This window comes from Ensifer sp. GW821-FHT05G01 (assembly GCF_059419585.1).
On the sequence record NZ_JBWKSC010000014.1, the window covers coordinates 122,338 to 147,213 of the forward strand.

General features: G+C 63.1%; 17 protein-coding genes. 9 read left to right on the forward strand and 8 right to left on the reverse strand.

Translation table 11 applies throughout. The annotated features are described in order from the left end of the window. The first annotated feature begins 7 nt into the window (after positions 1 to 7). Both xdhB and xdhC read left to right on the forward strand, forming a co-directional pair. Complete coding sequence (xdhB, locus tag AC07UR_RS28110; protein ID WP_209790013.1) at positions 8 to 2,359, forward strand: xanthine dehydrogenase molybdopterin binding subunit; 2,352 nt, start codon at positions 8 to 10, stop codon at positions 2,357 to 2,359. Beyond that, the gene (xdhC, locus tag AC07UR_RS28115) at positions 2,359 to 3,228 is read left to right on the forward strand and encodes a xanthine dehydrogenase accessory protein XdhC (protein ID WP_209790012.1); all 870 of its coding nucleotides are present in this window, start codon (positions 2,359 to 2,361) and stop codon (positions 3,226 to 3,228) included. The genes xdhB and xdhC overlap by 1 nt, the downstream gene beginning before the upstream one ends. A gap of 2 nt (positions 3,229 to 3,230) precedes the next feature. On the opposite strand, the gene AC07UR_RS28120 is transcribed toward xdhC, so the two are convergent. Continuing rightward, positions 3,231 to 3,608 (reverse strand): winged helix-turn-helix transcriptional regulator, encoded by a 378-nt coding sequence (locus AC07UR_RS28120; protein WP_209790011.1) that lies wholly within the window; start codon positions 3,606 to 3,608, stop codon positions 3,231 to 3,233. Positions 3,609 to 3,706: 98 nt separating this feature from the next. Here AC07UR_RS28120 and AC07UR_RS28125 point away from each other — a divergent pair, with 98 nt between their 5' ends. Further along, positions 3,707 to 4,687, forward strand: coding sequence for a quinone oxidoreductase family protein (locus AC07UR_RS28125; protein ID WP_209790010.1), 981 nt, complete (start codon positions 3,707 to 3,709; stop codon positions 4,685 to 4,687). A gap of 37 nt (positions 4,688 to 4,724) precedes the next feature. Here the strand turns inward: AC07UR_RS28125 and AC07UR_RS28130 are convergent, their stop codons facing one another. Next, positions 4,725 to 5,639: a LysR family transcriptional regulator gene (locus tag AC07UR_RS28130; protein ID WP_173423055.1), complete on the reverse strand. Its 915-nt coding sequence runs from the start codon at positions 5,637 to 5,639 to the stop codon at positions 4,725 to 4,727. Between the two features lie 147 nt (positions 5,640 to 5,786). On the opposite strand from AC07UR_RS28130, the gene AC07UR_RS28135 reads away from it, so the two are divergent. Further along, the gene (locus AC07UR_RS28135) at positions 5,787 to 7,025 is read left to right on the forward strand and encodes a urate hydroxylase PuuD (protein ID WP_209790009.1); all 1,239 of its coding nucleotides are present in this window, start codon (positions 5,787 to 5,789) and stop codon (positions 7,023 to 7,025) included. Beyond that, entirely contained in the window at positions 7,022 to 8,377 is a 1,356-nt protein-coding gene (gene guaD, locus AC07UR_RS28140) for a guanine deaminase (protein WP_209790008.1), read from the forward strand. The genes AC07UR_RS28135 and guaD overlap by 4 nt, the downstream gene beginning before the upstream one ends. A gap of 205 nt (positions 8,378 to 8,582) precedes the next feature. Here guaD and AC07UR_RS28145 read toward each other — a convergent pair whose 3' ends face one another. Continuing rightward, complete coding sequence (locus AC07UR_RS28145; RefSeq protein ID WP_209790007.1) at positions 8,583 to 9,404, reverse strand: IclR family transcriptional regulator; 822 nt, start codon at positions 9,402 to 9,404, stop codon at positions 8,583 to 8,585. 172 nt (positions 9,405 to 9,576) lie between these two features. Here AC07UR_RS28145 and gcl point away from each other — a divergent pair, with 172 nt between their 5' ends. The 4 genes from gcl to AC07UR_RS28165 all read left to right on the forward strand — a co-directional run bounded on the left by gcl (position 9,577) and on the right by AC07UR_RS28165 (position 14,489). Beyond that, positions 9,577 to 11,361 carry a glyoxylate carboligase gene (gene gcl / locus AC07UR_RS28150; protein WP_209790006.1) on the forward strand — a complete coding sequence of 595 codons (1,785 nt, stop codon included), beginning with the start codon at positions 9,577 to 9,579 and terminating at the stop codon, positions 11,359 to 11,361. A gap of 27 nt (positions 11,362 to 11,388) precedes the next feature. After that, on the forward strand, positions 11,389 to 12,204 hold the full coding sequence (hyi, locus tag AC07UR_RS28155) for a hydroxypyruvate isomerase (protein ID WP_209790005.1): 816 nt from the start codon (positions 11,389 to 11,391) through the stop codon (positions 12,202 to 12,204). A 5-nt stretch (positions 12,205 to 12,209) separates the two neighbouring features. Beyond that, positions 12,210 to 13,094 (forward strand): 2-hydroxy-3-oxopropionate reductase, encoded by an 885-nt coding sequence (glxR, locus tag AC07UR_RS28160; protein ID WP_173423049.1) that lies wholly within the window; start codon positions 12,210 to 12,212, stop codon positions 13,092 to 13,094. Between the two features lie 126 nt (positions 13,095 to 13,220). After that, the gene (locus tag AC07UR_RS28165; protein WP_173423048.1) at positions 13,221 to 14,489 is read left to right on the forward strand and encodes a glycerate kinase type-2 family protein; all 1,269 of its coding nucleotides are present in this window, start codon (positions 13,221 to 13,223) and stop codon (positions 14,487 to 14,489) included. A gap of 18 nt (positions 14,490 to 14,507) precedes the next feature. Here AC07UR_RS28165 and hpaH read toward each other — a convergent pair whose 3' ends face one another. The 5 genes from hpaH to AC07UR_RS28190 all read right to left on the reverse strand — a co-directional run bounded on the left by hpaH (position 14,508) and on the right by AC07UR_RS28190 (position 24,832). Further along, complete coding sequence (gene hpaH / locus AC07UR_RS28170) at positions 14,508 to 15,347, reverse strand: 2-oxo-hept-4-ene-1,7-dioate hydratase (RefSeq protein ID WP_209790004.1); 840 nt, start codon at positions 15,345 to 15,347, stop codon at positions 14,508 to 14,510. Positions 15,348 to 15,528: 181 nt separating this feature from the next. Beyond that, the gene (locus tag AC07UR_RS28175; protein WP_209790003.1) at positions 15,529 to 16,143 is read right to left on the reverse strand and encodes a LysE family translocator; all 615 of its coding nucleotides are present in this window, start codon (positions 16,141 to 16,143) and stop codon (positions 15,529 to 15,531) included. 209 nt (positions 16,144 to 16,352) lie between these two features. Further along, the gene (locus AC07UR_RS28180) at positions 16,353 to 17,012 is read right to left on the reverse strand and encodes a response regulator (protein WP_209790002.1); all 660 of its coding nucleotides are present in this window, start codon (positions 17,010 to 17,012) and stop codon (positions 16,353 to 16,355) included. Between the two features lie 273 nt (positions 17,013 to 17,285). Next, a complete protein-coding gene (gene pbpC, locus AC07UR_RS28185; RefSeq protein ID WP_209790001.1) occupies positions 17,286 to 19,367 on the reverse strand; it encodes a penicillin-binding protein 1C in 2,082 nt (693 codons plus the stop codon). An 8-nt stretch (positions 19,368 to 19,375) separates the two neighbouring features. Further along, on the reverse strand, positions 19,376 to 24,832 hold the full coding sequence (locus tag AC07UR_RS28190; RefSeq protein ID WP_234941762.1) for an MG2 domain-containing protein: 5,457 nt from the start codon (positions 24,830 to 24,832) through the stop codon (positions 19,376 to 19,378). Between the last annotated feature and the right edge of the window lie 44 nt (positions 24,833 to 24,876).

Genomic DNA, 24,876 nt, shown 5'->3' on the forward strand with positions numbered 1-24,876 from the left:
GAGACCCATGAATGTGATGCAGCCCATCGACCGCATCCGCGGTGGCGTCCACGAAAACGAGCGGCACGAATCCGGCCACAAGCATGTGTCGGGAACCGCCGAATACATCGACGACATTCCCGAGCCCGCCGGCACGCTGCACGGTTATCTCGGCCTGTCGCAGCGCGCCCATGCCGATATCCTGTCGATCGATTTCGACGCAGTCAGCGCCAGTGAAGGCGTGATCGGCATCCTGACGGCCGACGATATCCCCGGTGAGAACGACATCAGTCCTGCCCATAAACACGACGATCCGGTGTTTGCGACTGGCAAGGTCGAGTTTCACGGCCAGCCGATCTTCGCCGTCATCGCCACGTCGCGCGAGGCGGCACGGCGTGCGGCCGTGAAGGTCAAGGTCGAATACCGCGACCTGCCGCATGTGACCGACGTGCTGGAGGCGGCCGCCGCCAACTATCCGTTGGTCATCGATCCCCTGAAGCTGGAGCGCGGCGACATCGAAGCCGGTTTTGCCAAGGCGAAAAACATCGTCGAGGGCGAGATGCGCATCGGCGGACAGGACCACTTCTACCTCGAAGGCCAGATTTCTTTCGCCATTCCTGGCGAAGACGACGAGGTGCTCGTCTATTCCTCGACCCAGCATCCGAGCGAAACCCAGCACATGGTGGCAACCGTGCTCGGCGTGCCGTCGAACGCCGTCACCGTGAATGTGCGCCGCATGGGCGGCGGCTTTGGCGGCAAGGAAACGCAGGCCAACATCTTTGCAGCCGTAGCGGCACTCGCCGCAAAGAAGTACCGCTGCGCCGTCAAGGTCAGGCCCGACCGGGACGACGACATGTCGGCGACCGGCAAGCGCCACGATTTTCATGTCGACTACAAGGTGGGTTTCGACGACGAAGGCCGCATCGAGGCGGTCGATGCGGTGTTTGCGGCGCGCTGCGGTTTTTCCGCCGATCTCTCCGGTCCGGTCACCGACCGGGCGCTGTTTCACGCCGACAATTGCTACTTCTATCCAAATGTGCGCCTGCGCTCGAAGCCGTTGAAGACCAACACCGTTTCCAACACCGCGTTTCGCGGTTTCGGCGGGCCGCAGGGCATGGTCGGCGGTGAGCGTATGATCGAGGACGTCGCCTACGCGGTCGGCAAGGATCCGCTCGAAATCCGCAAACTCAACTTCTATGGTGGCGAAGGTCGTAATCTCACGCCCTATCACCAGAAGGTCGAAGACAACATCATCGGCCGCATCATCGAGGAGCTGGAAACGTCGGCCGATTATGCCGCGCGTCGAGAAGCCGTGATCGCCTTCAACCGGGAAAATCATATCGTCAAGCGCGGCATTGCGCTGACGCCGGTCAAGTTCGGCATCTCCTTCACCAAGACCGAGTACAATCAGGCCGGCGCACTGGTGCACGTCTATGCCGACGGGTCGATCCACCTCAACCATGGTGGCACCGAGATGGGGCAGGGGCTTTACACCAAGATCGCGCAGGTGGTTGCCGACGAGTTCCAGGTCGATCTCGGGCGGATCAAGGTGACGGCGACGACGACTGCGAAGGTGCCGAACACATCGGCGACGGCCGCATCCTCAGGCGCGGATTTGAACGGCATGGCCGCCGCCAATGGGGCGCAGCAGATCAAGGCGCGGCTGGTGCGCTTTGCTGCCGAACGCTGGAACGTTGCGGAAGCCGATGTTGCTTTCGAGCCGAACACGGTGCGCATCGGCGCGGAACGGTTGCCCTTCGGCGAGTTCATCAAACTCGCCTATGGCGCCCGCATCCAGCTGTCTGCCGCCGGGTTCTACAAGACGCCGAAGATCCACTGGAACCGCTCTGAGGGTCGCGGCCGTCCGTTCTTCTACTATGCCTATGGCGCGTCCTGCTCAGAGGTCAGCGTCGACACGCTGACCGGCGAATATCAGGTCGATCGCACCGATATCCTGCATGACGTCGGCCGGTCGCTGAACCCGGCACTGGACCTCGGCCAGGTGGAGGGTGCCTTCGTTCAGGGCATGGGCTGGCTGACGACCGAAGAACTCTGGTGGGATGCCAAGGGGCGGCTGCGCACGCATGCACCGTCGACCTACAAGATCCCGCTTGCCTCCGATCGCCCGCGCGTGTTCAACGTTCGTCTTGCCGAATGGTCCGTCAACCGCGAGGAGACGATCCGGCGGTCGAAGGCCGTCGGGGAACCGCCGTTCATGCTGGGCATTTCGGTACTGGAGGCCTTGTCGATGGCAGCCGCGAGCGTTGCGGAGTATCGTATCGCTCCGCGCCTCGACGCGCCGGCAACACCGGAGCGGGTGCTGATGGCGATCGAGCGGCTGCGGGCCGCCGCAAGGCAAGGGACTGTGGCAAAGGGTTGATGGCGATGGTTGCGAGCCGAGAGGATATCAGGGACTTTCTGCGCCGCGAACCGGACTGCGTGCTGGTCGAGGTAACCGGAGCTGCCGGCTCGACGCCGCGCGACACCGACGCCTGGATGCTGGTGGCGCCGGACGGTCTTTTCGGCACCATAGGCGGCGGCCAGCTCGAATATATGGCGATCGATCACGGCCGGCGCGCCCTGAAGCGCGGCGATCGCGCCGACGCCATGACGATCCCGCTCGGCCCCGAGATCGGCCAGTGTTGCGGCGGGCGTGTCGCGCTCGCCTTCACGCGCATCGATCGGGAGAAAGCCGCCATGCTGATTGACCGCAGCGACGTGGAAATCGCCAGTCGCCCCCATGTCTACGTCTTCGGCGCCGGTCATGTCGGCGACGCATTGGCGATGGCACTGTCGCTCGTGCCGGTGCGCACCATTCTCGTCGACACCCGCGAGGACGAACTTGAGGCGGCCAACGTTCACGGCATCGAGACCTGCCTGACGGCGATGCCCGAGGCGGTTGTCCGCGATGCCCCGCGCGGCAGCGCTTTCGTCATTCTCACCCACGACCATGCGCTCGATTTCCTGATCGCGGCCGAGGCGCTCCGGCGGGACGACGCGTCCTATGTCGGCATGATCGGTTCGAAGACCAAGCGCTCCACGTTCAAGAGCTGGCTTTCACGCGAAATTGGCCGGCCGGATCTGTTCGACCGGCTCGTCTGCCCGATCGGCGGCACGGCGGTGAAGGACAAGCGGCCAGCCGTCATCGCAGCGCTCGCCGCGGCCGAGATCATGACCGCGGCACTCAACCATCATTGGGAAACGCCGGCCGTCGCGCCGGCCAAGCGGGGCAAGCACGTCGGCGCCTGACATCAGGCGCCTTGGCGCGGACGGATGATGCAATCGCCGACCTGATCGAATTCGCCCAGTTCCTGCGCGTGACGCTGCCCCCATTCGCATAGGGCAAGCAGGACCGGCTCGAGGCTTTGGCCCAGCGCCGTTGCCGAATATTCCACCCTTGGCGGCACTTCGCGAAAGATCTCGCGATGAACCAGGCCGTGTTCCTCCATCTCGCGAAGCTGCTGGATCAGTACTTTCTGGCTGATGGCCGGAACAAGTCGCCGCAACTGCGACAGCCGTCGCGGACCGTCGAACAGATGATAGAGGATCACTGCCTTCCAGCGCCCCGAGATCACCTTGAGTGCGCGTTCGGATGGCAATGACGGCAGTCTCTTGATGATATCGGCCATGGTTACCAGTGGGTCAGTATGGAACGAAAGGGTGTGTAGAGCTGAGTTGGAGAGTAGGGCTAGTTTCGGATCGAAGCCAATCAAATCAGGTCAGATCCATGAGAGCCATTGAATACCGATCCTTCGGAGGCCCTGAAGTCCTTCGAGTTATTGACGCGCCGAAGCCGGCGCCCAGGCGCGGTGAAGCGCTGGTGCGCGTCCGGGCAATCGGGCTCAATTTCTTTGAAGTCCTGACGCGCCAGGACCGCTATGCCGTCACGCCCGTTTTACCGTTGGTGCCGGGTGTCGAGGTGGCGGGCGTTATCGAGGCGCTGGGCGAAGATGTGGCAGCGCCGGCGGTCGGCACGCGGGTGGCAGTGCCGATGTTCGCCTTTGGACGCGGCTCGGGTGGCGGCGCGGAATATGTCTCCATCGACGCCGGCGCACTTGTGCCGATCCCTGACGACGTTTCGTTCGAGGTGGCAACGGCGCTAATGATCCAGGGGTTGACGGCGCTTCATCTCGTTCGGCAAAGCAAACTCAAGGGAAAGACTGTGCTGGTGACTGCTGCGGCCGGCGGTGTCGGCTCGCTGCTCATTCAGCTCGCAAAGGAGGCGGGCGCCAAGACGGTGATAGCGCTTGCCGGCGGCAGCGAGAAGGTCGCGTTCGCGCGCTCGCTTGGCGCAGACGTTGCCATCGATTACCGGACAGCAGACTGGCAGGAGACGCTCAGCCGGCATCTGGTGGGTGGCTCGGTCGAGACGATCTACGACTTCGTCGGTGGTGGCTTCACCAAATCGGCGCTCTGCTTGCTTTCGCCCGGCGGTGAGCTTGTCTTTGGCGCGATGGGCCGATTCGAACTCGCGGCAGGCGATGTCGAACGGATGCTGTCGAACAATCAGTCGCTACGCGGCTTTGCCCTGTTGCCTTTGCTCACCCCTTCCGGCCTGAAGGTCGATCTCGGTCATCTGTTCCGTCAGGTAGAAGATGGGCGGCTGAAAGTTCATGTGGGTGGCCGGTTTCCGCTGGCACAGGCGGCCGAGGCGCATAGCGTCCTGGAAGCGCGAAGCGCGATGGGCAAGATCGTGCTCGTGCCTTAGTCTTTGGACCCGAGCGCAGTTTTACCGATGCTGGCCGTCAGGCCAGCATCTTGCCGATCAGCCGCTGACAGCGCTCCGCCATATAGTCGATCATCAGCCGCACCTTCGGGTCCTGAAAACGCTTGTGCGGATAGATCGCCGCCAGTTGCACGCCGAGCGGCGGCGTCGATGCCAGGATCGGCACCAGTTCGCCAGCGTTGATGTGGCTCTTCACTTCGAAAAGTGGCTTGTTGATGATGCCGCGTCCGTCGAGCGCCCATTGGGTCAGCACGTCGCCGTCATCCGAATCGTAAGGGCCGGTCACTTCGAATTTCCTCACGCCTTCCGGTGTCTGCAGCGTCCAGAAATATTCCTTGGAGCCAGGGTAGCGCAAAAGCAGACAGTCGTGCTTGTCGGCGATCAGCTCGTCCGGGGTCTGCGGCATGCCGCGTTTTTCGAAATAGGCGGGTGCGCCGCATACGACCCGCTCGCAGTTCATGATGCCGCGCATGCGCAGGTTCGAATCCTCGAGAATGCCGAGCTTGAAGGCGACGTCCACGCCTTCCGACAGGATGTCGACATTGTGGTCGGAGAGCCGGAGCCGCACTTCGATATCGGGATACTTGTCGTGAAACTCCGGAATGCCCGAGGCAATCAGCCTTCGACCTATCCCTAACGGAGCGGTAATCTTCAGTGCGCCCTTCGGATTGTGCGAGAGGTCTGCAATGGCGTTTTCCGCCTCGTTGACCGCCTCGAGGATCTTGACGGCACCGTCGTAGAACACGCGACCGTGCTCCGTTGGCGTCAGCTTGCGCGTCGTCCGGTTGAACAGCCGAACGCCCATATGGCGCTCCAACTCTTTGATTCTATTGCTGGCAACCGCCGGTGTTACGCGCTGGTCGCGACCAGCCGCCGACAGGGTTCCAAGTTCTACGACGCGTACGAAGACGCGCACATTGTCCAGATATGACATGCCTCCCGATCTCTCCTCCGGGCGTTATGTAACGCATCCATTCCGTCGCGATTATATAGATTTTTTTGAAAGTGTTGGTGACGCAGCGACGTTCCCCCGAACTCCAGCAATGACACATAATGCCGCACGGAGAAATGGGAGAATTGCATGTACGAGTATGCCATAGCCTGGGATTGGCTCACCTTTGCCATGAGATGGCTGCACGTCATCACCGGTATCGCGTGGATCGGTTCGTCGTTTTATTTCGTCGCGCTCGACCTCGGCCTGAAGAAGAGACCCGATCTGCCCGTCGGCGCCTATGGCGAGGAATGGCAGGTTCACGGCGGCGGCTTCTACCACATCCAGAAGTATCTAGTGGCGCCCGCAAACATGCCCGAGCACCTGATCTGGTTCAAATGGGAATCCTACGTCACCTGGCTTTCCGGGTTCGGCATGCTGTGCATGGTCTATTATGCCGGCGCGGATCTCTACCTGATCGACCCGAATGTGCTCGACGTGTCGAAGACGACGGCGATCGCCATTTCGCTGGCCTCGATCGGTTTCGGCTGGCTTGCCTATGATACGATCTGCAAGTCTCCGGCCGGCCGCGACAACACAAAGCTGATGGTGCTTCTGTATTTCATCCTGGTCGGAATGGCCTGGGGCTACACGCAGCTCTTCACCGGTCGCGCCGCCTTCCTGCACCTCGGCGCCTTCACCGCGACGATCATGTCGGCGAACGTCTTCTTCATCATCATCCCGAACCAGAAGATCGTCGTTGCCGACCTCATCGCCGGCCGCACGCCGGACGCGAAATACGGCGTCATCGCCAAGCAGCGCTCGACGCACAACAACTACCTGACGCTGCCGGTGTTGTTCCTGATGCTGTCGAACCACTATCCGCTGGCGTTCGGCACCCAGTACAACTGGATCATTGCGTCGCTGGTGTTCCTGATGGGCGTCACCATCCGCCACTATTTCAACACTCGCCACGCCGACAAGGGCAACCCGACCTGGACATGGCTTGCAACCGTGCTGCTCTTCATTGTCATCATGTGGCTGTCGACGGTGCCGAAGATCCTCAGCGGCGACGAGGAGGCAAAGGTGTCGGCGGCCCAGCAGCCGTTCGTCACCGCGGAAGCCTTTCCGAAAGTGCGCGATACCGTGCTCGGCCGCTGTTCCATGTGCCATGCCAAGGAACCCGGCTGGGAGGGGATGGTCGTGCCGCCCAAGGGCGTGACGCTTGAGACCGATACCGAGATCGCCAATCACGCTCGCGAAATCTATCTGCAGGCCGGCCGTTCGCATGCCATGCCGCCGGCCAATGTTACGGGCGTATCGGACGAAGAGCGACAACTGCTCGTCGCCTGGTACGAGTCCGTTGTGAATGGAGGTAAGGTTCAATGACCGATTTGCTCATCCGCGGCCGCGTGCTGACCTTCGTCGAAAAGCCTGAGGGCATCGACGATATCGCTTCCTATCGCTATTTCGAAGACGGCGCCGTTCTGGTGCGGGGCGGCAAGGTTGCCGATATCGGCGAACATGCAGACGTTTCGCGTCGCGCCGGCCCTGCGGTCAAGGTTGCCGATCACCGGCCGAACCTCGTGCTGCCGGGCCTGATCGATACGCATCTGCATTTCCCGCAGACGCAGGCGATCGCCTCCTATGGCGCGCAACTGCTCGAATGGCTGAACACCTACATCTTCGTCGAGGAACAGAAGTTCCGTGAGCCGGAGCATGCGCAGTTCATCGCCGGCCGGTTCATGGACGAGCTGCTGTCCAACGGCACCACCACGGCTGTCGCCTATTGCTCGGTCCATCCGGAAAGCGTCGATGCCTACTTCGGGGCGGCCGAAGAGCGCGGAATGTTGATGATCGGCGGCAAGGTGATGATGGACCGCAATGCGCCGGACGCGCTGCGCGATACGCCTCAACTCGGCTACGACGAGACCAAGCACCTGATCGGTAAGTGGCATGGCCGCGGCCGTGCGCACTACGCCATCAGCCCGCGCTTCGCCATTACCTCGACGCCGGAACAGATGGAGATGAGCCGCGCGCTCGTTGCCGAACATCCCGAGTGTTACGTCCAGACCCATCTTTCCGAGAACAAGGATGAGATCGCGTTTGCGACCTCGCTCTATCCGGACGCGAAGGACTATACTGACATCTATGCCCGCTACGATCTGCTGACGCGCAAGACGCTGCTTGGGCACTGCATCTATCTGAGTGACCGCGAGATTTCGGTTCTTGCAGAGACGGGCGCCGTCGGCACGTTCTGTCCGACCTCGAACCTGTTCCTGGGCTCAGGCCTCTTCGATCGCGACCGGTTCGACAAGCTCGGCGCCCGCTGGTCGGTGGCAACCGATGTCGGCGCCGGCACCAGCTTCTCGATGCTCGAAACCATGGACGAGGCCTATAAGGTTCTTCATCTGCAGGGCCAGCGGCTTTCTCCGCTGAACTCGTTCTACATGATGACGCTCGGCAACGCGCGGGCGCTCGATCTCGACGGCCGGATCGGCTCGCTGCATATCGGCGCCGACGCCGATATCGTCGTGCTCGACAGCCGCGCCAAGCCGTCGATGGAACTGCGCATGCGCGTGGCCAAGAACCTCGCCGAGGAACTCTTCATCCTGCAGACCATGGGGGACGATCGCTCGGTGGCCGAGACCTATGTCGCCGGCAAGCCGATGAAACATCGTGCAAGTGCCCAAGTCGTTGCGGCAGAGGCTGAAGGTGGCCGCAAGCTCGAGACGGTCTGAGCCGTTTCCTCATTCCGGCCTTGTGCCGGAATCCACCGACCTGACGTCTGTCAGGTTTAAGACCTTCCAGCCCAAGGACTTGGGCTGACAAGGTTCCTGCGACACGCACCGGAACGAGGGCGGCTTGGGCAACTGCGACCCATTCACGCCCATCCTTCCCCGCTGAGCAATCCGAGCCTCCCCCACAAGGGGGAGGCTTTCTTCGTCAGAGGTCTTCCGGCCGTTTGCCGCCCATCGCGCGTGTCAGGGCATCGGCGCGTTCGCGCACGACCGGGCCGAGCAGCGCCAACCTGTCGTCGTTGACGCGCACCGACGGCCCCGAGATCGAGATGCCGGCTATCGTCTCGCCATATTCGTTGAAGATCGGTGCGGCCACGCAGCGCATGCCAAGCGTGTGTTCCTCGTCGTCGACCGACCAGCCGCGCTGGCGGATGGTCTGGATATCTTGCAGCAGTGCCGGCAGGCTGTCGCGCGTTTTGTCGGTGAAATGCGCGAGCTCGCGCCCGGCAAGCAGATGCGCCACATCCTTGTCCGCCCAGGTCGACAGGATCGCCTTGCCGATGCCCGACGCATGGATCGGCCCGCGCCGGCCGGGGCGAAAGAACGCCCGCATTGGGGCATGGCTTTCCACTTGCGAGATGAAGACGACATCGCCGCCTTCCTCGATGCCGATGTTCGCTGTTTCGCCGCTTTCCTCCATCAACTGCTTCAGGAACGGACGACTGATGGTGCCGAGCTTGCGGAAGCGCAGATAGGCGTTGCCGATCTCGAATGCTTTCAGGCCGATGGTCCAGGCGCCGGTGTCCGGATCGTTCATCACCATGCCGTGGTTGGCGAGAGAGGTCAGCAGCCGGTGCACTGTCGATGGTGCCATGCCGGTCACATCGGACAGGTGCGTCAGGGTCGAGCCGTCGTTTTCGGCAACGATCGCCAGCAGCGTCAGGCTGCGGTCGAGCACCTGTACGGAGCCGGGCGCTGCGTTCTCGCCGGCCTTCCTGCCGCGTTTTCCCTTGCCTGTCGCATCCATCCTTCGTCCTCCAGCGATCCCCGAGTCATGTCCATCATCCTCTAGCAGGAGCGGGATCGATTGTTTCGAAATTCTTGAAGATGTTTATTTCCGTATGATGGAAATGAATTCCATTTAGCCGTTGAGTATCGTTCATTATGGGTTATCGTCTCATCAAACAGGAGGAGTTCCCATGGCTAAGATGCGTGCCGTCGATGCGGCTGTTTACGTTCTCGAAAAAGAGGGCATCGATTGTGCCTTCGGCGTACCCGGTGCGGCGATCAATCCGTTCTACTCCGCCCTGAGGGCGCGCGGCTCGGTGCGCCACATCCTCGCCCGCCACGTCGAAGGCGCCTCGCATATGGCCGAGGGTTACACACGCGCCAGACATGGCAATATCGGCGTCTGCATCGGCACGTCGGGCCCCGCCGGCACCGACATGATCACCGGCCTCTACTCGGCCTCCGCCGATTCTATCCCGATCCTTTGCATCACCGGTCAGGCGCCGCGTGCCCGTCTGGACAAGGAGGATTTCCAGGCCGTCGACATCGCCAAGATCGCCGCACCCGTCACCAAATGGGCCGTGACCGTGATGGAGCCGGCGCTGGTACCTTTCGTCTTCCAGAAGGCGTTCCATCTGATGCGTTCCGGCCGGCCGGGCCCGGTCCTCATCGACCTGCCCGTCGATGTTCAGCTCGCCGAGATCGAGTTCGATCCCGAAACATATGAGCCGCTCGATCCCTACAAGCCCAAGGCGACGCGTGCTCAGGCCGAGAAGGTCATCGCGATGCTGAACGAGGCCGAACGGCCGTTGATCGTCGCCGGTGGCGGCATCATCAACGCCGACGCTTCGGACCTGCTTACCGAATTTGCCGAGATCACCGGCATTCCCGTTATCCCGACGCTGATGGGCTGGGGCACGATCCCGGACGACCATCCGCTGATGGCCGGCATGTGCGGCCTGCAGACGTCGCATCGCTACGGCAACGCCAACATGCTCGCCTCCGACTTCGTGCTCGGCGTCGGCAACCGTTGGGCCAACCGCCACACTGGCAACGTCCCGACCTATACCGAAGGACGCAAGTTCGTCCATGTCGACATCGAACCGACGCAGATCGGCCGCGTCTTCGCGCCGGATTTCGGGGTCGTCTCCGATGCGGGTGCCGCGCTGAAGCTGTTCCTTGACGTCGCAACCGAGTGGAAGACGGCCGGCAAGCTGCGCGACTGGTCGGGCTGGGCGGAAGAATGCCGCGAACGCAAGCGGACACTGCTGCGCAAGACCCATTTCGACCAGACGCCGCTGAAGCCCCAGCGCGTCTACGAAGAGATGAACAAGGCCTTCGGCCGCGATACCTGCTATGTCTCGACCATCGGCCTCAGCCAGATCGCCGGCGCCCAGTTCCTGCACGTCTACAAGCCGCGCAACTGGATCAATTGCGGCCAGGCCGGTCCGCTCGGCTGGACATTGCCGGCAGCGCTCGGCGTGCGTGCCGCCGATCCGGACCGGACGATCGTTGCGCTTTCCGGGGACTATGACTTCCAGTTCATGATCGAGGAACTGGCGGTCGGCGCCCAGCACAAGCTGCCCTACCTGCACGTGGTCGTGAACAATTCCTATCTCGGCCTCATCCGCCAGGCCCAGCGCGGCTTTAACATGGACTTCGAGGTCAGCCTCGCCTTCGACAACATCAACGCCTCTGGCGACGCAGAGAAGGGCTATGGCGTCGACCATGTCGCGGTCGCCGAAGGGCTCGGCTGCAAGGCGATCCGGGTGCGCAGTCCCAACGAGTTCCAGGAGGCGTTCGACCGTGCGCGCGCATTGATGGACGAGCATCAGGTTCCCGTCGTCATCGAGTTCATCCTCGAGCGCGTCACCAACATCTCCATGGGCGTCGACATCAATGCGGTCGTCGAATTCGAGGAACTGGCGATCCGCGGCGAGGACGTGCCGACCGCGATCGCAGCGCTGCTCGATTAAAAAACAATCACAAGGAGGAATCACCGCATGGCGAAGTTCGCTGCGAACCTGACAATGCTGTTTACCGAGGCGCCGTTCCTCGATCGTTTTGCCCTTGCGGCCAAGGCCGGTTTCGAAGGTGTCGAGTATCTCTTTCCCTACGAGTTCGAGAAGGTGAGCCTGCGCGGCGAGCTGCAGCGTTATGGGCTGACGCAGGTGCTGCACAACCTGCCAGCCGGCAACTGGGCCGGCGGCGAGCGCGGTATCGCAATCCTTCCAGATCGGATCGACGAGTTCCGCAAGGGCGTGGCGAGCGCCATCGACTATGCGACCGCACTCGATTGCAAGCAGGTCAACTGCCTGGTCGGCATCGCGCCGGTCGGGATCTCGGAAGACGTGCTGCGCAGCACGCTGGTCGCCAATCTCAGGCTTGCGGCAAGCGAACTCGGCAAGCAGGGCATTCGCCTGTTGATCGAACCGATCAACGACTTCGATATTCCCGGATTCTATCTCAACACGGTCGAGCAGGCCGCCTCGATCATCGACGAGGTCGGCAGCGACAATCTGTTCATCCAGTACGACCTCTACCACCAGCAGCGCACGCAGGGCGAACTTATCGGCACCTACAAGCGCTTTGCCGATCGAATCGCCCACGTTCAGCTCGCCGACAATCCTGGTCGCAACGAGCCGGGGACCGGCGAGATCAACTACCCCTACGTCTTCGATGCGCTCGAAGAGGCAGGTTATGACGGCTGGATCGGCTGCGAATACAAGCCGCGCACCACGACAGCCGAAGGCCTCGGCTGGCTTGGGGCAGAGCGCAAGCGCACGCAATCCGCAGATATCATCAAGATCAGGAGTTAGGCATAATGGCAACGATCGGCTTTATTGGACTGGGCATCATGGGCACGCCGATGGCACGCCATCTGCAGGATGCCGGACACACGGTTATCACCTCGAAATTCGCCATCCCGCCGCGGCAGGAACTCCTCGATAACGGCCTGAAATTCGTCGAGACGCCAAAGGCGCTTGCGGAAACCGTCGACACCATCATCCTGATGCTGCCGGATACGCCTGAAGTGAAGGACGTCCTCTTCGGCGAGAACGGCGTCGCCTACGGCCTCTCCAAGGGCAAGCTTGTCATCGACATGAGCTCGATCTCACCGATCGAGACCAAGGAGTTCGCCAAGAAGGTCCGCGAAACCGGCGCGGAATACGTCGATGCGCCGGTCTCCGGCGGTGAAGTCGGCGCCAAGAACGCCTCGCTGTCGATTATGGCCGGCGGTTCGCAGGAAAGCTTCGACCGCGCTCTGCCGCTGTTTCAGCTGATGGGCAAAAATATCACGCTCGTCGGCGATTGCGGTGACGGCCAGGTGACGAAGGTTGCCAATCAGATCATCGTTGCGCTCACCATCGAGGCGGTTTCCGAAGCACTCGTCTTCGCCTCGAAGGCCGGCGCCGATCCCGCGCGGGTTCGCGAAGCGCTGATGGGCGGTTTTGCCTCTTCGCGCATCCTCGAAGTGCATGGTGACCGGATGATCAAGCGCACCTTCGATCCGGGCTTCCGCATCTCGCTGCACCAGAAGGACCTGAACCTCGCGCTGCAGGGTGCAAAGTCCCTTGGCATCTCGCTGCCGAACACGGCAGCGACGCAGGAACTGTTCAATAACTGCGCCGCCAATGGCGACAGCGGGCTCGACCATTCCGGCCTGGTGCGTGCTCTCGAGCGCATGGCGAACCATCAGGTCGCGTGAGGCCGTTGCCGGCCATATAAATGCGCATGATCCGTCCGTGGACCCATTGCATCGGACCGATCATGTGTCCGGGCGGCGGTTGGAGGAACCGCCGCCCGAGACGACTTCGTTATCAGGGGGATACCAATGCCAGCCATCACCGATCCACGCAGGTTTCTGGAGACGTTGTTTACCTCGGCGGTTGCCGCCGCCGATCCGGCATTGGTGATCGCCGCCAATTTGCCGGAGCGGCCGAGGGGCCGCACCGTTGTCGTTGGTGCCGGCAAGGGTGCAGCCCAGATGGCTCAGGCCTTTGAGCGTCACTGGGACGGCCCGCTCTCCGGCGTTGTCGTCACCCGCTATGGCTACGCAGCCCCTTGCGAGCGCATCGAGGTGCTGGAGGCGTCGCATCCCCTGCCGGACGAAAGCGGCCTTCAGGCCGCGCAACGCCTGCTTGCCGAAGTCAGCGGCCTGACGACGGACGATCTGGTCGTCGCCCTTGTCTGCGGTGGTGGTTCTGCCTTGTTGCCCGCGCCGCCTCCCGGGCTTTCGCTTGACGACGAAGTTGCCGTCAACCGGGCATTGCTTGCCTCGGGCGCGCCGATCAGTGCCATGAATGCGGTGCGCAAGCATGTCTCGATGATCAAGGGTGGCCGGCTTGCAGCCGCAGCCTATCCTGCCAAGGTTGTCTCGCTCATTGTTTCCGACATTCCCGGTGACGACCCGGCGCTGGTCGCGTCCGGCCCGACGCTGCCGGATGCAAGCACGCGCGCCGACGCCCTGAAGATCGTCGAGCGCTACGGTTTGCAACTGCCCGAAAAGGTTCTGGCATGGCTCGCAGATCCGGCGGCCGACGCGCCGTCACCGTCCGATCCGCGCTTCGCCGACAATGACGTGCGCCTGATCGCCTCCGCCTCCGTCTCGCTCGAAGCCGCTGCCGCCAAGGCGCGGGAGGCCGGGATCGAGGCGATCATCCTGTCGGATGCGATCGAGGGCGAGGCGCGCGATGTCGGCAGTGTCCACGCGGCAATCGCCCGCGAGGTGGCCGGGCGCGGTCGGCCATTCGCCAAACCGGTTGTGGTTCTCTCCGGCGGCGAGACGACCGTGACGATAAAGGGTGCAGGCAAGGGCGGACGCAACAGCGAATTCCTTCTGTCTCTGGCACTCGGCATCGATGGTGCGAGCGGCGTATCGGCGCTCGCGGCTGATACCGACGGCATCGACGGCTCCGAGGACAATGCCGGTGCCTTTGCCGACGGCACCACCATCGCCCGGCTCGCCGCCCAGCGGCTTGATGCGGCAGCATTTTTGCAGCGCAACGACAGTTGGAGCGCTTTCGATGCGCTTGGCGATATCTTCAAGCCGGGACCAACCGGGACCAACGTCAACGACTTCCGCGCCATCCTGGTGCAGTAGCGCTGCGAGGAAAGTGCACTAACCCGTTGTCGCCGTTTGGTCAGGCGGCGCGCTCTGGCTGAAATGGCAGCTGACCGTGCCATGGCTGCCGAAATCGGCAACGAACGTGTCGCCACTGCGCGCTTCCACTGCCCGCACGAACGAGCCGGAAAGCACGATCTGCCCCGGCTCGATCGCATCGCCATATTGTGCCAGCCGGTTGGCGAGCCAGGCGATACCGCGGGCGGGATGATTGAGAACGCCGGCGCCCAATCCGGTTTCTTCGACCTCGGCATTGCGTGAGAGGATCGCACCCATCCAGCGCATGTCGACCGCGTCCGCGCGCATCGGCCGCCCGCCGAGGATCAGTCCGGCATTGGCGGCGTTGTCGGCGATCGTATCGGCGATGCCTCTTGCCTGTTGCGTCTCGGGATCACGTCTGAGGATGCGGGTGTCGAGGATCTCCAGGGCAGGGATTACGAAGTCGGTGGCGTTGAGCACGTTCAAGACGGTGACGCGCGGCCCTTTGAGCGGTGCCTTCATCACGAAGGCGATCTCCGCCTCCACCCGAGGCTGGATGAAGCGGTCAGCGGGAATGGTCGCGCCGTCCTCAAACAGCATGTCGTCGAACAGCACGCCGGAATCCGGCGTATCGATGCCGAGCGACTGCTGCATCGCCTTCGAGGTCAAGCCGATCTTGAAGCCGATGATCCGTCGACCGAGGTCCCGCTTGCGCCGGACCCAGGCGGATTGAACCGCATAGGCTTCATCGACAGTCATACCCGGGTGCTTGAGTGACAAGAGACCAATCTGGCGGCGATCGACTTCGGCCCGCTGGAGGCTCTCGGCTGCTTCGGAAATCTCGGCAAGACTAAGCATGCGACCGCCTTCCTCTCACACAGACGCCGGCCATGCCTTGGCGATGGGCATCCGAAGGATTTCGAGCATTCCGCTGACGTTCAATGCGCCGATATCATCGCTGAAACAGCCACGATAGGAAAGGGGATCGCCGCTTATGGAACGTCGGCATGGGGCAGCACTTGATCACGGCGTCCGCACGTCAGACGGATTGCGTTGCGAGCAGCATGCCAAGCCCGATGAGGATCGAACCGCAGGCCCGCGGAACCAGGCGGTTTTGGCCGCCGGTGAAACGACCAAGTGTGAGCGACGCGAGCAGCACCGCTGCGACATCTGCTGCAGACAACGCCAGGTTGACAAGCATCCCGAAGATCAGGAACTGTAGCGTGACTGGCATCGCCGCCGCCGGATCGACGAATTGCGGCAGGAACGTTACGAAGAACAGTGCCGTCTTCGGGTTGAGAATTTCTACGAAGATGCTGTCGCGCAGCACACCCGGCTTGGCGTCCGTCTTGTGCCCGTCATGTTTGCCGATGCCGAGCAGCATCGTGCCGCCAAGCCAGACCAGATAGATGGCACCCGCAAGCTTGATTGCGGCATAGAGAAACGGAGCGTGAGCGAGAAGGGCGGCAAGCCCCAGCGTTGCTGCGGCGATATGCACATAGCAGCCGATATGAATGCCGAGCGCCGCGAGGAAACCGGCCTTACGCCCATGCGCCAGGGTCTGCGCGGTCATATAAAGAATGGCCGGTCCCGGCATGCAGGCAAAGATCGCGGTCGCGACTGCAAACGAAATCCAGTGGTCAATCGAGGGCATGGCGGTTCCTCCGGTTCGCCGGCTGTCTTTCCAGCAGCGTGGCGTTCAGCCCGATCCGTTCTGTCCGGAATTCGAGCAGGGGGAGAACTACGCTTGGTTGTATCGATGCGACATACGGCAGGTGTCGTATTTCGTCGTTTCGAACCCGTTGCTAATATTGTGGTGGTTAAGCGAACGTCACCAATAGGAGCAGGTGCCGCATGCGGATCTCAGCCGATAGGCAGGCCGATGCGAACCGCGTAGGCGGCAATCTCTGCGGCGCTGTGCAGGCTGAGCTTGCGCATCAGGTTTTCGCGGTGCTTGCGGGCGGTGAGCGGGCTGATGCCAAGCCGTTCGGCGATCTCGCGTGCCGTCAGCCCCTGGGCTGCGAGCGAGAGGATCTGCATCTCCCGCCGGGTGAGCGGAATGGGCGAAAGAGCTTCGTCGGTCGCCGACGGCAGCGTCTGTCGGGCCGGGTCGCTGACGGCAAAGCGGATCGATTGGGCGAGATAGATGTCGTTGGCACGGAGCGCATCTACGGCGTCTGCAAGTTCGGCGGGGTCGCCGTTCTTGGTGAGATAACCGTTGGCCCCGGCCTCGATGGCAGCGCGAACCGTCCTCGGTTCGACATTGGCGGTCAACACCAGGATCTTCATTCTTGGCGCCATCGCCCTGATATCGGCGATGAACTGGATGCCGGCAACACCCGGCATGCCGAGGTCGAGGACCAGAAGGTCTGCCGGTTCGCTGCGGGCAAGTACCTGCACGGCCTCGCCGTCGGCGGCCTCGGCAACCACGGTTACATCCGCCATCGTCGACAGCAGCATCTTCAAGCCTTCGCGCACGATGGCGTGGTCGTCGGCAACGATGACGGTCATGGCCTTCGACATCCAAGCAATCCTTCATTCAAATGAGCATCGTTCGGCGACCGTAGACAGGCTGTCGAGCGGAGGTTGTGCGGCGGCACGGCGCAAGCATCCGCACCCTCTGCCGACAAAACTTACTATTTCGTGAATCTTACGCGGTGCTGTTCGCCCATTTACCGGTCCATTGCCGGTTGCTCCTGTGTTGGAGGTTCGGGGGCGTCGGATAGGGCTGTGTGCCAGTGGGCATCGCCGCACGCGACCATGCGTCGAGCGGAAATTGAGGAATGCGGCCGAGTGCTATTCGATGAAGACGCGAACACTAGCCGCCCGCCCGATGGCGTCGATCACCGTGAGGGTGGAATAGCCGGCCCCATCCGGCTGCCACTGCGTCGTCCGTCTGCGGGTCGGGTCGGGCAGCGGTCTGCCATTGGCAAGCCAGCGGAAGGGCGCGCGACCGCCTTGCAGCTTCAGGGTCAGCGGCGACATTGTCTCAAGGTTGGCGCCCAGTTCGACGCGTGCGCCCTCGGGCGGAAAGACGATCTGTGGCGCTGGCTCGCGCGCCGAGGCGTTGACCAGCCCGCTTGCCGTCATCGAGAAGCGGCGTTGGCTGATCGGCAGTTCGGTCTGCGAGATGCGTACGGCACCAGCCGGCGCATCCGGTAGCGGCGTGATCGGCAGGCCGGATTTGGCAAAGCCTTCAAACAGGATCGGCGCGGCGGAGCCGTAGCCGGTCAGGCCGGGAACGGCGCCGTTGTCCGGTCGCCCGACCCAGACGCCGAGAACATACCGGCCGTCATAGCCGACCGACCAGGCGTCGCGGTAGCCGTAGCTGGTGCCGGTCTTGTAGGCGATGCCCCGCTGGCGGCTTCCCGCCGGCGGCAGAACCGCGGACAGCACATCCGAGACATGCCAGGCGGAAACCGGGGAAAGAAGCGGCTCCCCGTCGATCAGCCCGGCCGTGCCCGTGATGCCATCACCGAGGCGCACGGGGAAGCCGCGATTGGCGAGACCCGCATAGAGCTGCACGAGGTCGCGCAGCGTCATGCCAACGCCGCCGAGGCCGATTGCGAGACCCGGAGCCTCGCCGGCCGGCAGCACCGGCTTCACTTCGGCGCGGCGGAACCGCACCATCAGCCGGGCAGGGCCGACGACGTCGAGCAGCCGGATGGCCGGCACGTTCAAGGACAATTGCAGCGCCTGGCGTACGCTGACGTCGCCCTGGTAGCTCATGTCGAAATTGCGCGGGCGGTAGCCGAAGAAGTCGGCTGGGCGGTCCTCGATGATGGTTTCCTGGCTGACCAGGCCTTCCTCGAAGGCGAGGCCGTAGATGAACGGCTTGAGCGTCGATCCGGGTGAGCGGTTGACCCGCGTCATGTCGATCCAGCCCGAGCGGCTTGCATCGAAGTAATCGGCCGAGCCGACTTCGCCGATGATCTCGCCGGTGCGGGCATCGGCCATGATCATGGCGACGGACACCCTCGGTCCCAACTTGGCGGCGCCATCGCGCGCAACCGCCTCGAGCCCGCGCTGAACACTGCGGCGCAACGTCGTTTGATGCTTTACGGCGGTTGGCTGCTTGCGCAGCGCGAGCTCGGCCAGATGCGCGGCATAGGCGGGTAGCTGAAGGCGGCGCCTCGGAATGGCGGTGATCGCCGCGCGCTCAGCCTCGCCTTCGCCGATCACGTCGGCAACGGCCATGCGGGTCAAGACGCGCTGGCGAGCAGTCTCGGCGGCCGCGTGATTTCTGTCGGGCCGGCGCTTTTCCGGCAATTGCGGCAGCGCCACAAGCAAGGCAGCTTCGCCGACCGAAAGGCGCTTCGGCTCCTTGCCGAACCATGCAAGGCTGGCTGCGCGCACGCCTTCGAGATTGCCGCCATAGGGGGCGTGGCTGAGATAGAGATCGAGGATCTGGTCCTTCGAAAGCCGGCGTTCGATCTGAATAGCGCGAGCAATCTGCAGCAGCTTGGCCGTCACGCTTCGCTGCTCGCGCGGTTCGATCAGCCGCGCCACCTGCATCGAAAGCGTGGACGCGCCGGAGACGATGCGGCCGTTGCTGACGAATTGCAGCGCGGCGCGCCCGAGCGCGAGGATGTCGATACCGGCATGTTCCCGGAAGCGTTGGTCCTCATAGGCGACCAGCATGCGCAGGAACTGCGGATCGACGTCATCGACCGTCGTCTTCAGCCGCCAGAGACCGTCGGGTGTCGCAAAGGCCCGCAGCAATTGGCCGTCGGCGTCGAGAACCTCCCGGGAGACGATGCCGGCCGCCTCAAGCGGCGGCGGAAATGCCCGGTCGGCCTTATCGAGGGCAAAGGCCGATAGCCCCGTCAGCAACAGGCCGACGGGTATCGCGATCAGCAGTTTGTGCCCTATCGACATCGTTTGGCCTATCGCGCTGCCAAGACCTCCATGCGCCCGGTCGCGGTGCGGGCCGAGAACTGCGGCCGGTACATGTCTTCGACGCTTGCAGCCGGATGATCGTAGACACCAGGGTTCACGGCGCGCACGACATAGGCGAGCGTCAGCTCGCGGCTGTCTCCTGAGGTCCGGTCGAAGGCGGCGACGAACCGGTCGTTGCGGAACTCCGTGTGGGTCGCGGTGATCTCACCGAGCCATTCGAAGTTGCTCAACTGGGCGCTGTCGACCAGGCTCGGATTGTCGATCTGGAAGCCTGCCGGCAGCAGATCCGACACGAGAACCCGCGACGGCCAGTCATTGGTTTCGGTCACTTTCAGCACCACGACATACCGCTCGTTTTGCCTTGCCTGGCTCACATTGGCTTCGGCGCCGTCAAGCGTGTAGTAGGTGCGTTCGATGGCAAAACCATCGCCGCCGGCCGACAGTGGCTGAGCCGGGGCCGCAACCGTGGTCACCACGGCAGAGACGGCGTCAGCACCTTCGTTCTTGATCACGACCGGGTGTGACAGCAGGGCGTCGCCGGTGATCCGCGCGGCGTAAGCGCCGTTCTTCGAAGCGCCGTTCACGTCCAGCAGCATGTCTTCGTCACCGCCCTGAACGGCGCGTGCGGCCAGCAACATCCAGGCCTGTTCCTGTGTGCTGGTGTATTTCTTCTGCTCCCATTGCCGTGCGACGATCTTCGACAGTTCCGGGATGATCGGCGGAACCGGGCGGCTTTCGGCGGCCAGCGCCAAGACTGCCGCATCGTCGCGAAGCGAAGAGCCATAGTCGGACCGCGACAGGCTGACATTGACGAGGCCCGTCGACATGTTGGCGGACGACGCAAAGATCTCCTGCGACCGCTGGGCATCGCCATAGAGCGCGAGGGCTGCTGCGACGTGTGCCTTGGCGAGCGGCGTCGGGAAATCGTTGATCAACGTGTTGGCGTAATAGCGGATGTCATTGACCGCAGCCTTGCGATTACGCGCCAGCACATAGAGCGAATAGGCGATCTCGTTGCCGCGATCCTTGACGTTGGTGTCGTAGCCCAGGCCGTTTTGCAGGTTCTCGAGAGCCTGCACCATCGCTGCCTCGGGCACGTCGTATTTCTGTTCGCGTGCGCGCGTCAGGAAGTCGGTGACATAGGCATCGAGCCAGAGGTCACCGTAACCCGGGCCCCACAGGCCAAAGCTGCCTGATGACGACTGGTAGGAGAGCACGCGATAGATCGCCTCCTGCACCCGCTTCGTCACTTCGTCGTCATCGGCAAGGCCCGACTGCTTGGCAAGTTCGCTCATGTAGAGCAGCGGCAGCGCGCGGCTCGTCGTCTGCTCGGCGCAGCCATAGGGATAGCGGTCGAGCGACATCAGGATGGCGGGAATGTCGAAGGCGGCCGAGCGGGTGACGCTGAGCGACACCGAGGCGCCCTGCAGCACGCTATCGGCCAGCAGTTGGCCGTCGATCGTCAGGCTGCTGCCCGCCGCCAAATTGACCACCTGCCGTTGGGTCACCGGCAAGGTCGCCGGGCGCACAGGAATGTTGAGCGCCTGTTCGAGGGATAGCCCGGAAGCGCCGGTGAGCTGGACCGTGACCTGGCCGTCGCCCGGGTACTGGCCGACCAGCGGCAGCGTCAGGACCGACTTGCCGCCAGCATCGAGGCGGACCGTTTCGCTTGGACCAGCCTGTTCGACGGTGACCGGCCCGTTGGTCGTCAACTGGACCTGGTAGTCGCCCGCTGGCGCATCGGTGTTGGCGATATCGAGCCTGAGTTCGGCACGGTCTCCGGGTGCCAGGAACCGCGGCAGGCTCGCGGTCACCACAATGGGATCGCGGATGACGACGTCGCGCACCGCATGGCCGACGCCGGACTTCGTCCAGGCGACGCTCATGATACGTGCGGTGCCGTTGAACTGCGGGATGTCGAAACTGACGGTCGCCTTGCCGTCGGTATCAAGCTTCACCGGGCCTTCGAAGAAGGCCACGAGCTTTTCGGTTGGAGGGCTTCCCTGCAGTGCCACCTGGCCGCCATCGCCGCCAGTGCGCAACTTGCCGGTCGCGCCAAGCGAGCCGTCAATCAGCCGACCGTAAAGATCGCGCATTTCGAGACCCAGCTGACGCTGACCGAAATACCAGGCGGCCGGATCCGGCGCTTCGTAACGGGTGAGGTTCAGGATGCCGACGTCGACCGCGGCGATCGTGACATAGGCTTCCTCATTTGCGCCGGCGCCTGCCACCTGCAGGCTGATATCGAGCGGCTTGCGCGGCTCGGTCTTTTCGGGCGCTTCGAGGGTGACGGCGAGCTTGCGCTCGGCCGGATCGACGGTCAGCCACTTGATGCCGATCGCGCGCATCGGCATGCGGCTTTCCTGCGCGTCACCGGGGCGGTAGAGCGTCGCGGTCACATAGGCGCCGGCGCCCCATTCGGCGGTAACGGGTAGATCGACCTCACCGCCTTCGGCGGCAATCGTCGCGCTCTTCGTCGTCACCAGGTCTTCCGTTCCGACGGTCACCAGCAGTTCGCCGGCAAAGCGCGGAGAAACCTTGAGCTTGGCAGTCTCGCCGACGGAGTAGTTTTCCTTGTCGAGAGCGATCTCGAGACCATCGGGCGTCTCTGTCGATGTCGAGGCGACATACCAGCCGGCATCGAACTCGACGCTTGACGTCGGCCCATCGAGGGCGGCGGTCTCAACTTCGAGACGGTAGCGCCCCCAGCCGACGGGTACTGAGATCTCGCCGCCATCGGCAGTCACATCGATAGTGCCGTTCGCCACCTGCTTGGTGGTGACAACGGGTTCATACTTCCAGGCGGTACCGTCGCGGTACCATTGATAGTTGCGCTCGACGCTGATGAGCTTCCAGAGCGCGCCCGGCATGGCGGCCTTGCTGCCATCGGGGTCGATGGCAATCACGCGGAACTTGCCGACCGAGTTCTCCTGAAGGTCGCCCGAAAATTCCGGCTTGATGCCGATGACGGGCCCTTCCGGCTTTACCGGCAGCGTCAGCGAGCGTTCGATGGCACGGCCTCCGGCCTCGCGCATGCGGACGGTGACGTTGGCATTGATGAGTTGTGTCGTGGACGGGACTTCGGCGAGCGCGACGTCGAACGTCGATTTGCCCTCTTCATCGAGGGGTACGAGCTCTTCGAGCGGCAGGCGCGCGTCCTCGCTCGCCTCTTCGTCGGCAAGGCCGAAGAAATACCCCTTGAAGGCAGCATTTTCGCGCGTCGGCTTCAGAACCACTTCGCCCTCAAGCTCAAGCCCGGCGGCCGGTGCGCCATAGAGATAGCGGCCGTCGACGGCGACCTGTACCGGTTCGCCGATGGCGATTTCCTTGGCTTCGCTCGTCAGATCGAACTCGGTACGATCCGGCACGAAATCGTCCACCAGGAACTGCTTCTCGCCGATGGGCGAGGCCTTGGGGTCGGTGAAGATCTGCATCGTCCAGGTGCCGCGCATGGCGTTTTCCTGAACATCAAGGTCAAGCGTGTGACCGCCGAGTTTGCCGCCATCGCTGATCATCCGGCGGTATTCGACGCCATCGGGGCGCAAGAACACGAAAGTGAGCGGCAGGTTCTCGATCGCCTCGCCGTTGACGTCACGGGCGAGCGCTGCCGCATGCACCGTTTCGCCGACGCGGTAGATGCCGCGTTCGGTCCAGGCGAGAATGTCGATCGCGCCGGGGGCGGCGCGGCCGGTCACGCCGCGATCCGACAGGTCGAAGCCGGCCCGGGTCATGTCGAGGAAGACGAAATCGTCTTCACCGTTCCTGGCGGTGATCACCGCCGGGGTCAGCGCGGCCGTGCCGCGGATGAGGCCGGCGGTAAAGGTGGCACGGCCGTCTCCGTCGGTCGTCGCCGTTCCGAGGATCTCGTTGTTCTTGGCGACGAGCTGCAGCTCGACGCCCTCGATCGGCTTGGCGGTCGCGAGCGACCGGGCAAAGACATTCAGCCCATCGGTGCCTGCGTAGGTCGATACGCCGATGTCGGAGACGACGAACCATTGGGTGGCACGGGCATCCCAGTCCTGGCTGATGCCGGTTTCGGACGCAGCCGTCAGCACGTAGACGCCGGCCTTGCGCTTCGGCAAGGCTTCATCGACAGGGAAGCTGGTGACCACTTCCTTGTTGAGCACGCTCTCGATGGAGAGCGATCCTTCCCAGACCAGTTCGCCGCTTTCGTCCTGAATGCGCTGGGCGCTGTAACCGTCGATCTGCGTCAGGAATTGCGAATTCTGCAGCACCTGCGCCAGGCTGCGGTCACCGATCCGATAGAGCTTGAGCTTGGCGCTGTCGGTGTTGACGGAAACGATCGGGATGCCGCGACGTGCCGTCGACGGCAGCACGAAGCTGTCGCCGGTAAAGCGCACGACCTGGCCGCGATCCTTGACGTAGACCTCAAGCGTAACCGGTGCTTCCAGCACCTCGTCGACCGACGAGGGCAGGCCGGTGCGCAGCGTCAGCTTGTAGCGCTGGCCATGCGACAGACCCTCGACGCAGATCTGGTCGCCCTTGGCCTCCACCGCCTTTGCGGCAGCGCCATCGACCGTGACGAACGAGGCATAGTCGGCGCCGCTCTTCAGCAATTGCTCGGAGAACTGCACGCAGGCGCTCGGTGAGGCGCTGTCGGCGTCGACGGTGTTTTCAATGACGCGGAAGCGCTTGCGCTCTTTCAGGTCGAGATAGGCGGTCTCGACCGTCTTCGATTGCACCAGCTCAAGGCTGGCCTTGTAGGCATTGAGCGAGCCGCGGAAATTCTCGGAATTTTCCAGCGCCTTGGCGAGAACTGCCAGTGCATGGGCGCGGCTTTCGGCGGTGCGGGTCAACTGATAGCCGTTGATTGCCGCAAGAGCGGCCTGCGTCGCCACATCGGTATTGCCGGTAATCCGGTTTGCCGTGCGTGCCGTCTCGAGCCACAGTTCACTGTCGTCGGGAGTGATCGCAAGCGCGCCCTGGAATGCCTTCAACGCGGCGTCGATCGTCCCCGACGACGCCAGAACACGCGCCGATTCGATCAGGCCGTTGACGCCAAAGCCCTGCTGGTCGTCGGCAAGTGCAAGGTTCGCCTTGGCGTCGCGCGCATCCTGCAGGATCTGGTCGGAGAGGAAGGAGAGACGTGGTGGTGCGCCAAGATCAGGCTGCACGGCCTGTGCCTGCACGACCTTGCCGGCGATGGCGCCCGCAAAGTCGTTCAGGTGGTTGAAGTCGGATTTCAGGAAGCACCATTTCACCTTGGGATTGTAGGTGAATGCACGGCAGGATTGATCCGCGATGCAGGCGGTCTCGCACTGCTCCAGGGAAACATTCTGCTCGGTCCGCAGATCGAAGCCGAAGTAGTCAGCGTCCTGAGTGATCTCGACCTGGCGACCCGTCTCGGCCGAAAAAGCTGGATATCCAGCGGTCAGAACAGAAACAAGGAGAGTGGAAAGGCCGAAAAACGCGCGCACAGACATCAAGTCCTCCCAACGCAACCGGTCTCGATAGAGCTTCACCTTTT

Coding starts and splice junctions, on each gene's coding strand:
- xdhB (WP_209790013.1), top strand. CDS start 8: ATGAATGTGATGCAGCCCATCGACCGCATCCGCGGTGGCGTCCACGAA.
- xdhC (WP_209790012.1), top strand. CDS start 2,359: ATGGCGATGGTTGCGAGCCGAGAGGATATCAGGGACTTTCTGCGCCGC.
- AC07UR_RS28120 (WP_209790011.1), bottom strand. CDS start 3,608: ATGGCCGATATCATCAAGAGACTGCCGTCATTGCCATCCGAACGCGCA.
- AC07UR_RS28125 (WP_209790010.1), top strand. CDS start 3,707: ATGAGAGCCATTGAATACCGATCCTTCGGAGGCCCTGAAGTCCTTCGA.
- AC07UR_RS28130 (WP_173423055.1), bottom strand. CDS start 5,639: ATGTCATATCTGGACAATGTGCGCGTCTTCGTACGCGTCGTAGAACTT.
- AC07UR_RS28135 (WP_209790009.1), top strand. CDS start 5,787: ATGTACGAGTATGCCATAGCCTGGGATTGGCTCACCTTTGCCATGAGA.
- guaD (WP_209790008.1), top strand. CDS start 7,022: ATGACCGATTTGCTCATCCGCGGCCGCGTGCTGACCTTCGTCGAAAAG.
- AC07UR_RS28145 (WP_209790007.1), bottom strand. CDS start 9,404: ATGGATGCGACAGGCAAGGGAAAACGCGGCAGGAAGGCCGGCGAGAAC.
- gcl (WP_209790006.1), top strand. CDS start 9,577: ATGGCTAAGATGCGTGCCGTCGATGCGGCTGTTTACGTTCTCGAAAAA.
- hyi (WP_209790005.1), top strand. CDS start 11,389: ATGGCGAAGTTCGCTGCGAACCTGACAATGCTGTTTACCGAGGCGCCG.
- glxR (WP_173423049.1), top strand. CDS start 12,210: ATGGCAACGATCGGCTTTATTGGACTGGGCATCATGGGCACGCCGATG.
- AC07UR_RS28165 (WP_173423048.1), top strand. CDS start 13,221: ATGCCAGCCATCACCGATCCACGCAGGTTTCTGGAGACGTTGTTTACC.
- hpaH (WP_209790004.1), bottom strand. CDS start 15,347: ATGCTTAGTCTTGCCGAGATTTCCGAAGCAGCCGAGAGCCTCCAGCGG.
- AC07UR_RS28175 (WP_209790003.1), bottom strand. CDS start 16,143: ATGCCCTCGATTGACCACTGGATTTCGTTTGCAGTCGCGACCGCGATC.
- AC07UR_RS28180 (WP_209790002.1), bottom strand. CDS start 17,012: ATGTCGAAGGCCATGACCGTCATCGTTGCCGACGACCACGCCATCGTG.
- pbpC (WP_209790001.1), bottom strand. CDS start 19,367: ATGTCGATAGGGCACAAACTGCTGATCGCGATACCCGTCGGCCTGTTG.
- AC07UR_RS28190 (WP_234941762.1), bottom strand. CDS start 24,832: ATGTCTGTGCGCGCGTTTTTCGGCCTTTCCACTCTCCTTGTTTCTGTT.